The following is a 15,742-nucleotide window of genomic DNA, read 5'->3' as shown; positions in this document are numbered from 1 at the left end:
TACTTAGATTTGATATATGCTTATAAAAAATAATCTTGCCGATTGATTGAACACCAGCTAGTTTTTATTCCTGACACCGCTGACAGGAATAAACATTCCGCAGCCTGCGTATTACAAAAACACTAGAACCGGCATAAGCCGGTCATGCCTGCGAGGAACTCGGAATGTCTCTGTTGATCCGTGGCGCCACCGTTATTACCCATGATGAAAGTTATAAAGCCGATGTGTTGTGCGCCGACGGCGTGATCAAGGCCATCGGCCAGAATCTGGACCTCGCAGGCTGCGAAGTACTCGATGGCAGTGGCCAATACCTGATGCCCGGCGGCATCGATCCCCACACCCATATGCAACTGCCCTTCATGGGCACCGTGGCCAGCGAAGACTTCTTCAGCGGCACCGCGGCGGGCCTGGCCGGCGGCACCACCTCGATCATCGATTTCGTGATTCCCAACCCGCAGCAGTCCCTGCTGGAAGCCTTTCATCAGTGGCGCGGCTGGGCCGAGAAGTCGGCTTCGGACTATGGCTTCCACGTCGCCATCACCTGGTGGAGCGAGCAGGTGCGCGAGGAAATGGCCGAGCTGGTGAACCAGCACGGGGTCAACAGCTTCAAGCATTTCATGGCCTACAAGAACGCGATCATGGCCGCCGACGACACCCTGGTGGCGAGCTTCGAGCGTTGCCTGGAACTCGGCGCGGTGCCGACGGTGCACGCGGAGAACGGCGAGCTGGTCTACCACCTGCAACGCAAGCTGCTGGCCCAGGGCATCACCGGGCCGGAAGCCCACCCGCTGTCGCGCCCTTCCCAGGTCGAAGGCGAAGCCGCCAGCCGGGCGATCCGCATCGCCGAAACCCTGGGCACGCCGCTGTACCTGGTGCACGTCTCGACCCAAGAAGCGCTGGACGAAATCACCTACGCCCGCGGCAAGGGCCAGCCGGTGTACGGCGAAGTGCTGGCCGGGCACCTGCTGCTGGACGACAGCGTGTACCGCCACCCGGACTGGCAGACCGCCGCCGGCTACGTGATGAGCCCGCCCTTCCGCCCTCGCGGGCATCAGGACGCGCTGTGGCACGGCCTGCAATCGGGCAACCTGCACACCACCGCCACCGACCACTGTTGCTTCTGCGCCGAACAGAAAGCCGCCGGCCGCGACGATTTCAGCAAGATCCCCAACGGCACCGCCGGTATCGAAGACCGCATGGCCGTGCTCTGGGACGAAGGGGTGAACAGCGGGCGCCTGTCGATGCAGGACTTCGTCGCCCTGACCTCCACCAACGCCGCGAAGATCTTCAACCTCTACCCGCGCAAGGGCGCGATCCGCGTCGGCGCCGATGCCGACCTGGTGCTCTGGGACCCGCAAGGCAGCCGCACCATCTCCGCTGCGACCCACCACCAGCAGGTGGACTTCAACATCTTCGAAGGCAAGACCGTGCGCGGCGTGCCCAGCCACACCATCAGCCAGGGCAAGCTGGTCTGGGCCGACGGCGACCTGCGCGCCGAACGCGGGGCCGGCCGCTACATCGAGCGCCCGGCCTACCCGGCGGTGTTCGACCTGCTGAGCAAGCGCGCCGAGGCGCACAAGCCGACCGCCGTCAAACGCTGAGCCAAGCATATAAAACCGGATACCTGTAGCCGCTGCCGCAGGCTGCGATAAGGCCGAAGGCCTTCAGCGATCTCAAGATCTTGCGCCTGCTGCGCAGTCGATCGCAGCCTCGCTGCGCTCGGCAGCGGCTACAGGAAGCGTTGCAGCGAATCCAGCGGGGGTCCGTCCCGTTGGTGAAGAACAATGCCCGTCAGAGGCAATCGACAAAAAACCGTGAGGCCTGAACCGTGATCAAGACCCTGAACCACTTGCCCCATCCCCTGGAGGATGGCGCCACCCTCGCCGGCCACTTCAGCGACCTGGCGCCGCCGCTCAACGACCGTCAGGCGCACCTGGAAGCCTCGCGCTGCCTGTATTGCTACGACGCGCCGTGCGTCAACGCCTGTCCCAGCGAGATCGACATTCCCTCGTTCATCCGCCATATCCACACCGACAACGTCCAGGGCGCGGCGCAGAAGATTCTTTCGGCCAATATCCTCGGCGGCAGCTGCGCCCGGGTGTGCCCGACGGAGATCCTGTGCCAGCAGGCCTGCGTGCGTAACAACGCCCAGGAATGCGCGCCGGTGCTGATCGGCCTGTTGCAGCGCTACGCGGTGGACAACGCGCACTTCAGCCAGCACCCGTTCCAGCGCGCCGCCGCCAGCGGCAAGCGCATCGCCGTGGTCGGCGCCGGGCCGGCGGGGCTGTCGTGCGCCCACCGCTGCGCCATGCACGGGCATGAGGTGGTGATTTTCGAGGCCCGGGAAAAAGCCGGCGGCCTCAACGAATACGGGATCGCCAAGTACAAGCTGGTGGACGACTTCGCCCAGAAGGAGCTGGACTTCCTGCTGCAGATCGGCGGCATCGAGATCCGCCACGGGCACAGACTCGGCGACAACCTGAGCCTCACCGAGCTGCACCAGCAATTCGACGCGGTGTTCCTCGGCCTCGGCCTGGCTGCCAGCAAACAGCTGGGCCTGCCCTTTGAGGACGCCCCCGGCCTGCTGGCCGCCACCGACTATATCCGCGAACTGCGCCAGGCCGACGACCTCACGCAACTGCCCCTGGCCGAGCGCTGCATCGTCCTCGGCGCCGGCAACACCGCGATCGACATGGCGGTGCAGATGGCCCGCCTCGGCGCCCACGATGTCAACCTGGTGTACCGCCGCGGCATCGAGGACATGGGCGCGACTCGCCATGAACAGGACATCGCCAAGGCCAATCAGGTGCGCCTGCTGACCTGGGCTGCGCCCGAGCAAGTGCTGCTCGACGCCCATGGCCAGGTGCGCGGCATGCGCTTCGCCCGCACCCGGCTGGTGGAGGGCCGCCTGCAAACCACCGGGGAGACCTTCGAGCTGGCCGCCGACGCGATCTTCAAGGCCATCGGCCAGGCGTTCGACGGCGCCGCGCTGAGCGACCCGCTGGCCCGCGAGCTCAAGCGCGCCGGCGAGCGCATCGAAGTCGACGAACAGCTGCGCACCAGCATCCCCGGGGTGTATGCCGGCGGCGACTGCGTCAGCCTCGGCCAAGACCTCACCGTCCAGGCGGTGCAACACGGCAAGCGGGCCGCCGAAGCCATGCATGCCCAACTCATGCTCAACGTGGAGGCTGCGTAAATGGCCGATCTGTCGATTGTGTTCGCCGGTATCAAAGCCCCCAACCCGTTCTGGCTGGCCTCCGCGCCGCCGACCGACAAGGCCTACAACGTGGTCCGCGCCTTCGAGGCCGGCTGGGGTGGCGTGGTCTGGAAAACCCTGGGCGAGGACCCGGCGGCGGTCAACGTGTCGTCACGCTACTCGGCGCACTTCGGCGCCAACCGCGAAGTGCTGGGCATCAACAATATCGAACTGATCACCGACCGCTCCCTGGAGATCAACCTCAGGGAAATCACCCAGGTCAAGAAGGACTGGCCGGACCGTGCGCTGATCGTGTCGCTGATGGTGCCCTGCGTCGAGGAGTCATGGAAAAACATCCTGCCGCTGGTGGAAGCCACCGGCGCCGACGGCATCGAACTGAACTTCGGCTGCCCCCACGGCATGCCGGAACGCGGCATGGGCGCAGCGGTCGGCCAGGTGCCGGAGTACGTGGAACAGGTCACCCGCTGGTGCAAGACTTATTGCTCGCTGCCGGTGATCGTCAAGCTGACGCCGAACATCACCGACATCCGCATGGCCGCCCGCGCGGCCCATCGCGGCGGCGCCGACGCGGTGTCGCTGATCAACACCATCAACTCGATCACCAGCGTGGATCTGGAGCGCATGGTCGCCAACCCCATGGTCGGCAGCCAGAGCACCCACGGCGGCTACTGCGGTTCGGCGGTCAAGCCGATTGCCCTGAACATGGTCGCCGAGATCGCCCGTGACCCGCAGACCCACGGCCTGCCGATCTGCGGTATCGGCGGCATCGGCACCTGGCGCGACGCCGCGGAATTCGTCGCCCTGGGCTGCGGTGCGGTGCAGGTGTGCACAGCGGCGATGCTCCATGGTTTCCGCATCGTCGAGGAGATGAAGGACGGCCTGTCGCGGTGGATGGACAGCCAGGGTTATCACAGCCTGCAGGACTTCTCCGGGCGCGCGGTGGGCAACACCACCGACTGGAAGTACCTGGATATCAACTACCAGGTGATCGCCAGGATCGACCAGGACGCCTGCATCGGCTGCGGCCGCTGCCATATCGCCTGCGAAGACACCTCGCACCAGGCCATCGCCAGCCTCAAGCAGGCCGACGGCACCCATAAATACCAAGTGATCGATGCCGAATGCGTGGGCTGCAACCTGTGCCAGATCACCTGCCCGGTGCAGGACTGCATCGAGATGGTGCCCCAGGACACCGGCAAACCGTTCCTCGACTGGCAGCACGACCCGCGCAATCCGTATCGCGAGGCGGTGTGAGGTTCGCCGGGTAAATAGCATTGGCTGGACGTAAACGTTGACGCCTGCCTGTAGCCGCTGCCGAGCCCGCGAGGCTGCGATCGGGCGCGAAGCGGCCGCAACCCGGATAACGCGCAAGACCTGACACACCGCGAATTCAGGTTTTGCGGCAACTGCGTTGCCGTTCGCAGCCTCGCTGCGCTCGGCAGCGGCTACACGCCAACGCTCAGGGGGCTGCCGTATCAGGGCTCCAGCCCGATCCCGCGCAGGATCACGCTGGTCACCGTCTGCACGGCCTTTTCGAACTGCATGTCCGACAGCGGCTGGTGTTCGTTGATGATCATGATCTGGTGGTCGAAGTCGGCGTAGTGCTGGGTCGAGGCCCAGATCATGTACAGCAGGCTCGACGGTTCCACCGGCAGGATGCGCTGGTCTTCGACCCACTGGCGGATCTTCGCTTCCTTCATCTTCGCCCAGTCGTACAGGCTGGCGTCCAGCGCCTCGCCCAGGGTCGGCGCGCCGTGGATGATTTCGTTGGCCCAGACTTTCGAGCCATAGGGCCGGCTGCGCGAATGGTTCATCTTGGCGCGGATATAACTGCTGAGCACCACCCGCGGGTCGTCGAACATCTCGAAGCACAGCGCATCCTGCTTCCACAGCTCCAGCAGCTCCAGCAGCACCGCGCTGTACAGCTCGCTCTTGGTGCTGAAGTAGTAATGCAGGTTGGAGCGCGGTAACTGCACCTCGGCGGCGATATCGGCCATGGCCGTGCCGCTGAAGCCTTTTTCGGCGAACACCTTTTCCGCCGCCAGGAGGATTTTTTCGACGTTGCTGCGACGGATCTCGATCTTGTGATTGCCCATAAGGGCTCCCTGAAAACAGTCTGCTGCAAGACTACCATCGGCCTTCGTACAAAAACGAAACTTCCTGCGCCCGGCTTTCCCCGGCAAAACCGATTGGTTAGGATCCCTCCCGCCTTATTCCCGGGCACCTGAAGTGTTCCGTCCAGGCGTTGATTCGCGACACGGACATGCAGGCAGGACTTTCGCCGCCGAACCCAAAGGGTTTCGGCCATCCTGCAACGCCGCTATGGAGCTTATCCATGAACATTCGCAAACGCCGGGCCGCGGACGATCCGCGGCTCGCCGCCCTGTGGGAACGCTCGGTACGGGCCACCCACGACTTTATCGCCGAAGACGACATCCAGCTGCTCTACCCCCTGGTGCGCGACACCTACCTGCCAGCCCTCGAAGCCTGGTTGCTGGAGGATCCCGACGGCACCCCGGCCGGCTTTATCGCCACCGCCGGCGACAAGGTGGAAATGCTGTTTATCGAACCGGCCCGCCGTGGCCAGGGCGTCGGCCGGCAACTGCTCGACCATGTGCGCAGCCGGCATCCGCGGCTCAGCGTCGACGTCAACGAACAGAACCCCCAGGCCCATGGTTTTTATCGGCACTACGGTTTCGAAGACATCGGCCGCTCGGCAACCGACGGCCAGGGCCGGCCGTTCCCGATCATCCATATGCGCCTGAAAAGCGCTTGAAAACCGCGCCGATGTTTCATCCAGCGACCCGGCCGCGGTCCTTATACTCATCGGCGCAGCGACCACCCGACACTCATTGAACAGGTATTTCCCATGCTGAAAAAACTGCTGACCACCAGCGCCCTGCTGGCCTCTCTCGTCGCCGCTTCCTCGGCCTTCGCCCACGCCCACCTGCAAAGCCAGGTCCCGGCCGCCGACAGCACAGTGAGCGCGCCGAGCGAGTTGCGCCTGGTGTTCTCCGAAGGCGTCGAGGCGGCCTTCACTAAAGTCAGCCTGAGCAAGGATGGCGCGGCGGTCGCCGTCAAGGCCCTGGCCACCGAAGGCGCGGACAAGAAGACCCTGGTCGTGACCCCGGCGGCGCCGCTGGCGGCGGGCGCCTACAAGGTTGAGTGGCACGCGGTGTCGGTGGATACCCACACGAGCGAAGGCAGCTACAGTTTCAAGGTCGGCCAGTAACCGATGTCGACCCTGTTGGTGCTCTGCCGCTTCGTGCATTTCGCGGCCGTCCTGCTGCTGTTCGGGGCCTGGGTGTTCAGGCCCCTGCTGTTGGGGCGCGAGCCCGTTGCCGCCTTGGATCGCCGCCTGACCCAACTCGGCCGCGGGCTGGCCTGGACGGCCCTGGCCACCGGCATCTGCTGGTTGCTGCTGATCACCGCCAGCATGGCCGGCAACGGCGCCGCGGCCCTGGACCCGGCGACCTTGCGACTGGTATTGGGCAAGACCTTTTTCGGCCAGGTGTGGAGCTGGCATCTGCTGCTCAATGGCCTGCTGGTGGTCTTGCTGTTGACCCGCCTGGGTGAGCCGCTGGCGCTACGACTGGTCCTCGCCGCCCTGCTGCTGGCCACCCTCGCTCCGGTAGGCCACGGCGCCATGCTCGATGGCCTCAGCGGCCAGTTGCTGATCCTCAACCAGATCGTCCACCTGGGCTGCGTCAGCCTGTGGCTCGGCGGTTTGCTGGTGCTGCTGATGATTCTGCGCCAGCCCGACGGCCTGCCGCTGGGCCCGCTGTTGCGGCGTTTCAGCGGCGTGGGTTACGGGCTGGTAGGTGGGTTGCTGGTCACGGGTCTGATCAATGTACGAGTGCTGACCGGCCAGCTGTGGCCGACGCCGCTGCTGTCCGGCTTTGCCCTGATCCTGCTGATCAAGGTGCTGCTGGTGTGCGGCATGTTCGCCCTGGCCCTGTTCAACCGCTTGCGGATCGAGGACTGCCAGCAGCGCCTGGGTACCCTGCGCCGTAGCGTGCTGCTGGAATGGCTGCTGGGCATCGCCGCGGTGGCGGCCGTGTCGCTGCTCGGCACCCTGCCGCCTCTCACCGCTTAAGCCCTGTAGCCGCTGCCGCAGGCTGCGATCGGGGCGCAGCCCCGTAGACCTGGCGGCGTGGTGTAACTGACTGCGCGCGGTGCCTGGTTTGGCGTCTGCTTCGTCGGAGTGCCGCCCAAGCCGATCGCAGCCTCGCCAGGGCTCGGCAGCGGCTACAGAAGCGTCGGGTCATTCGACCCGGGTATCCCCTTCCGCGGCCGTATCGATACTCACCACCACCGACATCCCCGGACGCAGGCGTTCGCTTTCTGCCTGGTCGGGGTCGACGGTGATGCGCACCGGTATCCGCTGGGCGATCTTGACGAAGTTGCCGGTGGCGTTGTCGGCCTGCAACAAGGCGAACTCCGAACCGGTGGCCGGCGAAATGCGCTGCACATGGCCGTGGAATTTGCGGTGGTCGAGCGCATCGACGGTGAAGCTTGCGGGCTGGCCGACGCGGATATTGTCCATCTGGGTTTCCTTCATGTTGGCGATCACCCAGAGCTGGTTCGGCACCAGCGCCATCAGCTGCGCCCCGGAATTGACGTAGGCCCCCAGGCGCACGCCGATCTGCCCCAGCTGGCCGTCGCGCGGCGCGGTGACCCGGGTGTTGGACAGGTCGATCCGCGCCAGTTGCACCGCCGCCTCGGCATTGGCCACCGCGGCCTCCAGCGAGCCGCGATTGACGATCACCGTCTGCAGGTCCTGGCGGGCGATGTCCAGCTGCGCCTGGGCCTGGGCCACCGCGGCGAGGGTCTGGGCGTTGGCGGCGCGGGTCACGTCGAGGTCCCGCTGGGACACCGAACCGTCGGCGATCAGTTCCTGGTTACGGCGCAGGTCGGCGGCGCTCTTGCGCGCCTGGGCCTGGCTGTCGGCCAGCGCCGCCTGGCGCAGCTTGATGGTGGCTTCGGCGCTGTTGCGTTGCTGCACCACATTGGCCAGCGCCGCCTTCTGCGCCGCCAGCTGGGCCAGGGACTGCTCCAGGCGCTGCTTGTAGATGCGGTCGTCGAGGCGCACCAGCAGGTCGCCGGCCTTGACGAACTGGAAGTCCTGCACCGGCACCTCGAACACATAGCCGCTGAGCTGCGGCCCGATGATCGTCACCTGGCCGCGCACCAGGGCGTTCTCGGTGCTTTCGATGGGGCTGCTGAACGGCGGCAGCTGCCAGGCATAGAGCACGATCAATACCCCGGTGATGGCGATCGCGGCGAACCCCAGGGACGAGATGATCCGCACCCGCAGCGAACGCGGCTCGGTGATCGGCATCGAGGGCGGCGTGCTGCCTTCCGGGGTCGAGGCAATGGCGTTGGTGGTGGTGATGGTCGGTTCGGTCATGAAGAAATGGCACCGCTGGGTTGGACGGGAGTCGGGGCTGGGGTGGCTGGCGCGACCGCCTTGGTCGTGCTCATCAGCCACAGGCTGCGAATGAAGATCCAGATCATGGTCAGCACGGCGATCACCGCGATCAGCATGAACACATCGTTGTAGGCCAGTACGTTGGCCTCGCGGGTGGCGGCGCTGGCCAGGCTGCGGATGCCTTGCAGCTCGCGCGCCTGCGGGTCGGCGATGACCCGGCCGACGGCCGCCCCGCCGCTCTGCACCCGGCCCAGCACCCGTGGGTCCATCAGCACCAGTTGCTCGACGATATGGCTGGAATGGTATTTCTCGCGGACGATCTGGAAGGTCCCCAGCAGCGCCGCGCCGATCAGCCCGCCGAGGTTCTGGCAGATGCCGAACAGCACCGAGAAGCTCACCAGGTTGCGCGGGTTGGTCAGCACGTTGCGTGTGCCCAGGACCATGGTCGGGCCAAGAAAGAAGGTGCCGCCGAAGGCCAGCAGGAACTGGCTGAAATACATGTTGGCCGGGCGCGTGAGGTTATTGGAGAAGCTGTCCATCACCGAGCCCACGGCCATCAGCGCCAGGGAGATGATCAGCGGCATCAACAGGTGCGCCGGGTTGATGGTCAGGGCGCTGGTGGCCAGGCCCGCGATGCTGCCCAGCAGCATCACGCCATACAGCAGGCGCATCTGCTGGCTGCTCATGTTCAGCGCCTGGAGAAAACCCACGGCGCCGGTGGACTGCTCGGACAGCACCATGCGGATCAGGATTACCGCCAGGGCCAGGCGGATCATCGCCCCGCTGCCCAGCCAGCGGGTCATCAGCATCGGGTTGCTGCGGTTATGTTCGATGGCCAGGCCGGCGAGGATCAGCACGATCGAACCGGCGCTCGCGTAGCCGATCCACGGCGCCTCCAGCCACCAGTCGATGCGCCCCAGGGACAGCACGGCGCAGAGCAGCGCGACGCCGCTGGCGAGGATGGCGAAGGTCAGGAAATCCAGTTTCTCGAAGGTGCGGAAACGGTCGCCGGGCGGCAGCTTGAGCAGGAACACGCAGCCCAGGGACGCCAGCGCCAGGCCCAGTTCGAACAGGTACAGGCCGCGCCATTCGGCGATCTGCAGCAGGTCTTCGGAAAACAGCCGCGCCAGGGGCAAGGCCAGTTGCGAGGCGCCCAGCCCGAGCACCAGGGCTTTCATCCGCCACTTGGCCGGGAACGCCTGGACCATGTAGTACAGGCCCAGGGAGCTCAGGGCCGCGCCGACCATGCCGTGGGCCGCGCGCACGGCGATGGCCGAACTCAGGTCGTTGACGAACAGGTGGCCGAAGGTCACCAGCGCATAGAGCACCAGGAACACTTCGGTAAAGGCGCGCAGGCCGAACTGCTGGCGAAACTTCACCAGCAGCAGGTTCATCGACACGTTGGTCATCACGTAGGCGGCCGGCAGCCAGGCCATTTCCGCGGTGGTCGCGCCCAGGGCGCCTTGCAGATACGGCAGGTTGGCGATCACCAGGGAGTTGCCGAGGCCGCCGGTGATCGCCACCAGCAAACCGACCAGGGCATAGGCCAGGCGCTTGTGGGTGGGGTGCAGCGGCGTCGAGGGGGAACCGGGCAAGCTGGGCTTTTCGTGGGGTTGCCAGTTGCGCGGGGCGTAACTATCCATTCATTGACCTTGCCATTGCGTGAGCTTGTCCCATGTCCGCCCAAGTGGCGGACGATCCAGTGTTGTTCCGGGTTGCCCGGCAGTTTGCCGGAACCTGAGGCGTCTTTGTAGGAGCGAGCTTGCGCGCGATAGCGGTGTGCCTGGCTGGCCGCGGTACCCGTATCGCCGGCAAGCTGGCTCCTACGGACCATTTCTTGCGACGTCGCATTTACCATTGCCGCCCCTGCCCCTCTAGAATCAACCTCCCCTTGCGCTCCAGCCGCGGAGAACTCCATGCCCCTGCCTTTTCAGAAGCTGCATGCCAATGGCGACGACTTCATGCTGGTCGATGCCCGCGGGCGCGACAACCCGATCACCAGCGAGTTGGCCAGGGCCCTGGGCGACCGCCATCGCGGCGTGGGTTTCAATCAGCTGGTGGTGCTCAGCGATTGCCCCGAGACGGCGGCGCAACTGACTTTCTGGAATGCCGATGGTTCCAGCCTGAGCACCTGCGGCAGCGCCACCCGCGGCGCGGCCGACCTGCTGATGCGCGAAAGCGGCGCAGACTCGGTGCGGGTGAAAACCGTGCGCGGCATCCAGCATTGCACGCGCCTGGACGATCAGTCGGTAGCGGTAGAGATGGGCGTGGCGCAATTTGTCTGGCAGGACATTCCGTTGGCGACGGCCCTCGACAGCCTGGCCCTGCCCCTGCCCGGCGAGCCGGCGGCGTGCAGCATGGGCAACCCGCACTGCACATTCTTCGTCGAGGATGTGCAAGCCATCGATGTGGCCACACTCGGTCCGCGGGTCGAGGCGCACCCGCTGTTCCCGCGCAAGACCAATGTGCATTTCGTCCAGGTCATCGACCGCCAGACCATTCGCCTGCGCATCTGGGAACGCAACGGCGCCATCCCTCTGGGCTCCGGCTCATGCTCCTGCGGCGCGGCGGTCAACGGCATCCGCCGCGGCCTGCTGGACAGCCCAGTCCGGGTGCTGTGCGACGGCGGCCCGGTCACCGTCAGCTGGGACGGCCAGGGCAAGGTACGGCTGTCCGGCAATGTGGTGCAGGTGTTCAGTGGGACGCTCTGCGGCTGATGGTGCCTGGACGGAGCTGTCGCGATGACAGACGGTTTGCACCAGCACTTTACAAATAGTCCAGAACTGGATAATTTGTCTTAACCCTTTAGAGTGCCAGCCACGCAAGCGGAAATGGGTGACCTGCTGACGGGCAAGTCGAACTCATCCGCAGGGCGAATGACATCACTCTTTTCGTTATGACGGGGTTAGCGCTACAAGACCTGACAGGTGCTCAACTGCTGTTCAAGCAAGCCAATATCGAAGGTATTGGCCAGGATATTTCTTGGCCGTGGTAATTCTTTGAGGACATTTTGTTATGCAAATCACTCTGCCCACTTATCAAGATGTAGTCGATGCCTCGACGCGACTTGAGGGAGTAGCGAACGCTACGCCAGTCCTGACCTCGCGCACGATCGATGATGAAATCGGTGCCAAGGTTTTTTTCAAATGTGAAAACTACCAACGTACCGGCTCTTTCAAATTCAGGGGGGCATACAACTCCCTCGCGAAATTCAGCGAAGCGCAACGCCGAGGCGGTGTTGTGGCGTTCTCCTCTGGAAATCACGCGCAAGGCATCGCATTAGCAGCATCGCTGTTGAAAATTCCGGCCACTATTGTCATGCCCACCGATGCGCCTGCCGCCAAGGTCGCGGCGACCAAAGGCTATGGCGCCGAGGTGGTCTTCTATGACCGTTACACCGAAGACCGCGAGGCCATCGGCAAAGCCTTGGCCGCCAGGCACGGTATGACGTTGATCCCCTCCTACGATCATCCGGACGTGCTTTGCGGCCAGGGAACCGCCGCCAAGGAACTGTTCGAAAGCGTGGGCCAGCTGGATACGTTGTTTGTGGGCCTGGGGGGTGGAGGAATGCTGTCTGGAACAACCCTTGCCACACGCGCGCTGTCACCCGGCTGTACCTTGATCGGGGTCGAGCCTGAAGCCGGTAATGACGGCCAGCAATCGTTCAATTCAGGTGAGATTGTTCACATCGACACCCCCGACACCATCGCTGATGGGGCGCAAACCCAGCACCTTGGAAATTACACTTTCCCCATTATCCTGAATGGCGTTGACCGGATTGTCACCGTTACCGACGAAGAGCTTGTTTGTGCAATGAAGTTCTTTGCCCAGCGCATGAAAACGGTGGTTGAACCCACCGGATGCCTGGGGCTTGCCGCCGCAAGAAAGTTAAGGAATGAACTTCAAGGTCAACGTGTCGGCATCATCATTACCGGCGGCAACATTGATATCGACAAGTTTGGAAAGTTTCTCCAGCTTTAAGACAGCGCACTTTATCCATTGAAGAACATCAGGCGTTCAACAGCGCCTGACGGCATCGTCTTGCCGAAATCCAATGAACATATTCAGCCCGATAACATGGCTATAGATATAGCCACAATAAAAAAGAGGTGCACATGAAAAGCCGTCTTCTCGTTAAAGCAATTGTCATTGCGATGATTTCCGGCGTCGTCCTGGGGGGCATCCTTCATAGTCAACTCGATACGGCGACCGCCAAAGAAGTTGCCGGATACCTGAACCTGGTCACCGACGTGTTTTTACGCCTGATCAAAATGGTCATCGCCCCCCTGGTGCTCGCCACACTGGTTACCGGCGTGGCCAGCATGTCGGGAAACGGTTCGATGGGTCGCGTTGGCTTCAAAGCCATTACCTGGTTCATGATCGCTTCCCTGGTATCGCTGTCCATTGGCTTGCTCCTTGCCAACTTTTTCCAGCCTGGAACGGGTCTGAACCTGGCGGTTAGCGGTGACGCAGTGAATAGCGGCCTGAACACTTCCGCCTTTAGCCTGCCGCTCTTTCTCACCCATGTATTCCCTCGAAGCATCATTGAGGCAATGGGTAGCAACGAAGTGCTGCAGATCGTTGTGTTTTCCCTGTTCTTCGGATCCGCACTGGCGTTCGTCAAGGGCAAAGGCCAGTTCATCGTGGATATCCTCGAAGAGCTGGCCAATGTCATGTTCAGGGTCACTGACTACGTAATGTATGTGGCTCCCCTGGCCGTTTTTGCGGCCATCGCCGCCACTATCACCGTGCATGGCCTGGATATGGTCGTGACCTTTGGCAAGATGGTGGGACAGTATTTCCTCGGCTTGGCGCTACTCTGGACGCTGATCACGCTTGCTGGCTATCTGGCCCTCGGGCCCCGTATCAAGCACCTGTTCAAGCACCTGCGTGAACCGCTGCTGATCGCGTTCTCCACGGCTAGCAGCGAGGCCGCGTACCCGAAAACCATTGCCGCCCTGGACAAGTTCGGCGCCAACAAGCGCGTGAGCAGCTTCGTCCTGCCGCTAGGTTACTCATTCAACCTGGACGGCTCGATGATGTACCAATCCTTCATCGTGATGTTCATCGCCCAGGCGTACAACATCGAAATGACGTTCTCCCACCAGATCATGGTGCTGTTGACGCTGCTGGTTATCAGTAAAGGAACTGCGGGGGTGGCGCGTGGCTCGCTGGTCGTCCTGGCTGCGGGCCTGCCGATGATCGGCCTTCCGGAAGCGGGCCTGCTGCTCATCCTCGCCGTTGATCCAGTCCTGGACATGGGGCGCACCGCCACCAACGTCTTTGGCTGCGGCGTCGCTACCGCTGTCATCGGGCGACAGGGTAATGAGGACCCGATCGAGACAGCAAACGATACCGAGAAAAGCCTGCAAGCCGTTTAACCGCCCCTTACAAAAAACCATACCCCGCCATTCAATCGAACACCGGGAGCGGATGGGTTGCATCGCCTACCGCATCGGCTCCCCTCTACATAAGGTTACTCATGAAAATTGTAAGCACCGATACCGCTTCCCCTCCTGCCGGTCATTACTCGCAAGCGGTCATTCACCAAGACTCGCTGTACATTTCGGGTCAGCTTCCCGTCAGTCCCGATGGCACTCACAACATCGAGGCCTCGTTCACCGAACAAGCACACATAGCCCTCAGCAATCTGCTGGCGATTCTCAATGCCGCAGGCCGCACTGCCTCTGACTTGGTCAAGGTCACTGTGTATGTGGCGGGCATAAAGCATTGGCCAGCCTTCGACGAGATCTATTGCGAAATGTTGGGCAGCCATCGTCCGGCGCGCGCCGTAGTGCCGGTACCAGAACTGCACCATGGCTATCTGGTCGAGATTGAGGCTGTGGCCCGCATGTAACCCACCGGGGTCGAGGTGCGAAGGCACCTCGATGCCTGGCGCCAATCGCTGGATCGGGAAGCGTCGACTTTCCAAAGGATTGAGGAGGATACGTCTGACGCCGATCGCTTCAATCTACCGATCGGGTCAACGCTGCCCCGTGTGGCCAGGAGCGCATGAGGTGTCAATCACTTCGTATCGCTATACACCGTTGCGCGCGATACGCCGAGGTGTGAAGCCACCGTCTCCATGGCTTTTCTGATGTCCAGCAGACCGCACTCCTTCAGTTCCTGGAGCAGAGCCCTTCGATCGCCTGCCTTCAGGGCACGGGGAGTGGTGGCCATGCGTGCGGCAAACTGATCGATGCGCGCTCGAATCGACTCTGCCCCGCTCGACTCGAGCGACTCATGGGGACGTTCGCCGCTGAAGGCCCCGAACTGATCGAGCATGCCCTGCAGGCTTCTGAACAGGGTCAGGTCGATATTCATACAGAGCGCGGCCACATAACGCCCTGTGGAATCCTTGATGCCAATCGATGTGCTTTTGGCCTGGCGGCCATCTTTGAAATGATTGGGATAATTGGCAATTACCTGGGGATAAGCAGGGTCGGCAATTCGAGCAAGTCCCAACTCGGTAGCGGGATGTCCAACCATCCTGCCGGAAAGATTATTGTGAATAGCCAGAATGGCGTGCTCGGGATCTCGCAGGTCGTGCAGTACCACTTCGCAAAATGGGCTGAAGGTCTGGCTCAAGCCTTCTGCAATTTGCTCCAGCTGACTGATCAGCGCCTGTTGCTCGGGGGTCGTGTTTTTCTTCATAGCGAAGATGTCCAGCAAAGTAGAAGATTTCAATGAGAAGACAATAACAGCCTATGCAGGGCTTTTATCAGTGCCTTGGGCTTTGAATGATTCGCTCGAGAAACAGGCAAGCGCCTGTATTTTACGCGACCTGTTTTTCCTGGTCGGTAGCAGCAGAAGAATCGGAGCGCTCGCAAACGCCCAGTCCGCCAATACGCGGACCCGTGTTCCTTGCGCAATTGAGTCGACCACGGCCCATTGTGAACGGAGAACCAGACCTCGGCTATGGCTCGGTGTGCGACTCAACGGGCAAGCTCATCGCGCTTGAGCTTGAACACGCACAGCAAGACCCATCCCGGCTCGATTGGTAAATTTTCTTTAAAGGTGATCTGGCTTCGAGGGGATGTTTCAGGAAAAAGCCTGATGCCAGCCTATCGGCACTTTTTCCTCAAGGAGTGCCA

The 15,742-nt window shown here is 62.8% G+C and carries 14 protein-coding genes and 1 pseudogene; 10 read left to right on the top strand and 5 right to left on the bottom strand.

All coding sequences use genetic code 11. The annotated features are described in order from the left end of the window. The first annotated feature begins 164 nt into the window (after positions 1–164). The 3 genes from hydA (at position 165) to preA (ending at position 4,471) form a co-directional block, all read left to right on the top strand. On the top strand, positions 165–1,601 hold the full coding sequence (gene hydA / locus AC3RCP_RS12910) for a dihydropyrimidinase (RefSeq protein ID WP_492569831.1): 1,437 nt from the start codon (positions 165–167) through the stop codon (positions 1,599–1,601). A gap of 227 nt (positions 1,602–1,828) precedes the next feature. Continuing rightward, positions 1,829–3,196 carry an NAD(P)-dependent oxidoreductase gene (locus tag AC3RCP_RS12905; protein WP_492569829.1) on the top strand — a complete coding sequence of 456 codons (1,368 nt, stop codon included), beginning with the start codon at positions 1,829–1,831 and terminating at the stop codon, positions 3,194–3,196. Further along, positions 3,197–4,471 carry an NAD-dependent dihydropyrimidine dehydrogenase subunit PreA gene (gene preA, locus AC3RCP_RS12900; RefSeq protein WP_124308257.1) on the top strand — a complete coding sequence of 425 codons (1,275 nt, stop codon included), beginning with the start codon at positions 3,197–3,199 and terminating at the stop codon, positions 4,469–4,471. 221 nt (positions 4,472–4,692) lie between these two features. Here preA and AC3RCP_RS12895 read toward each other — a convergent pair whose 3' ends face one another. Beyond that, positions 4,693–5,313: a TetR/AcrR family transcriptional regulator gene (locus AC3RCP_RS12895; protein ID WP_007922198.1), complete on the bottom strand. Its 621-nt coding sequence runs from the start codon at positions 5,311–5,313 to the stop codon at positions 4,693–4,695. 239 nt (positions 5,314–5,552) lie between these two features. Here AC3RCP_RS12895 and AC3RCP_RS12890 point away from each other — a divergent pair, with 239 nt between their 5' ends. The 3 genes from AC3RCP_RS12890 to copD all read left to right on the top strand — a co-directional run bounded on the left by AC3RCP_RS12890 (position 5,553) and on the right by copD (position 7,313). After that, the gene (locus AC3RCP_RS12890) at positions 5,553–5,993 is read left to right on the top strand and encodes an acetyltransferase (protein ID WP_274306438.1); all 441 of its coding nucleotides are present in this window, start codon (positions 5,553–5,555) and stop codon (positions 5,991–5,993) included. A 93-nt stretch (positions 5,994–6,086) separates the two neighbouring features. After that, positions 6,087–6,449 (top strand): copper homeostasis periplasmic binding protein CopC, encoded by a 363-nt coding sequence (gene copC, locus AC3RCP_RS12885; RefSeq protein WP_007922200.1) that lies wholly within the window; start codon positions 6,087–6,089, stop codon positions 6,447–6,449. Positions 6,450–6,452: 3 nt separating this feature from the next. After that, positions 6,453–7,313: a copper homeostasis membrane protein CopD gene (copD, locus tag AC3RCP_RS12880; RefSeq protein ID WP_492569826.1), complete on the top strand. Its 861-nt coding sequence runs from the start codon at positions 6,453–6,455 to the stop codon at positions 7,311–7,313. Between the two features lie 168 nt (positions 7,314–7,481). On the opposite strand, the gene AC3RCP_RS12875 is transcribed toward copD, so the two are convergent. Continuing rightward, entirely contained in the window at positions 7,482–8,627 is a 1,146-nt protein-coding gene (locus tag AC3RCP_RS12875) for an HlyD family secretion protein (protein WP_492569824.1), read from the bottom strand. Continuing rightward, a complete protein-coding gene (locus AC3RCP_RS12870) occupies positions 8,624–10,291 on the bottom strand; it encodes an MFS transporter (RefSeq protein WP_492569822.1) in 1,668 nt (555 codons plus the stop codon). The genes AC3RCP_RS12875 and AC3RCP_RS12870 overlap by 4 nt, the downstream gene beginning before the upstream one ends. A gap of 273 nt (positions 10,292–10,564) precedes the next feature. Between AC3RCP_RS12870 and dapF the strand changes: the two genes are divergently transcribed. From dapF to AC3RCP_RS12850, 4 genes are all read left to right on the top strand, one after another. After that, positions 10,565–11,365: a diaminopimelate epimerase gene (gene dapF, locus AC3RCP_RS12865; RefSeq protein ID WP_492569821.1), complete on the top strand. Its 801-nt coding sequence runs from the start codon at positions 10,565–10,567 to the stop codon at positions 11,363–11,365. 298 nt (positions 11,366–11,663) lie between these two features. Continuing rightward, a complete protein-coding gene (locus AC3RCP_RS12860) occupies positions 11,664–12,629 on the top strand; it encodes a threo-3-hydroxy-L-aspartate ammonia-lyase (RefSeq protein WP_492569819.1) in 966 nt (321 codons plus the stop codon). Between the two features lie 134 nt (positions 12,630–12,763). Next, entirely contained in the window at positions 12,764–14,029 is a 1,266-nt protein-coding gene (locus AC3RCP_RS12855) for a dicarboxylate/amino acid:cation symporter (protein WP_492569817.1), read from the top strand. 101 nt (positions 14,030–14,130) lie between these two features. Beyond that, positions 14,131–14,505, top strand: a complete 375-nt coding sequence (locus AC3RCP_RS12850) for a RidA family protein (protein WP_085531471.1) — start codon at positions 14,131–14,133, stop codon at positions 14,503–14,505. Between the two features lie 167 nt (positions 14,506–14,672). Here the strand turns inward: AC3RCP_RS12850 and AC3RCP_RS12845 are convergent, their stop codons facing one another. Both AC3RCP_RS12845 and AC3RCP_RS12840 read right to left on the bottom strand, forming a co-directional pair. Next, positions 14,673–15,302 (bottom strand): helix-turn-helix transcriptional regulator, encoded by a 630-nt coding sequence (locus AC3RCP_RS12845; protein ID WP_053260966.1) that lies wholly within the window; start codon positions 15,300–15,302, stop codon positions 14,673–14,675. 51 nt (positions 15,303–15,353) lie between these two features. Then, positions 15,354–15,560: pseudogene (locus AC3RCP_RS12840) on the bottom strand (LysR family transcriptional regulator); the annotation flags it as partial. Between the last annotated feature and the right edge of the window lie 182 nt (positions 15,561–15,742).

It is taken from the genome of Pseudomonas sp. GW822-FHT05A08 (assembly GCF_058800485.1).
Note: the sequence above shows the minus strand (reverse complement) of the source record. Positions and strands in the feature narration are given on the sequence as shown.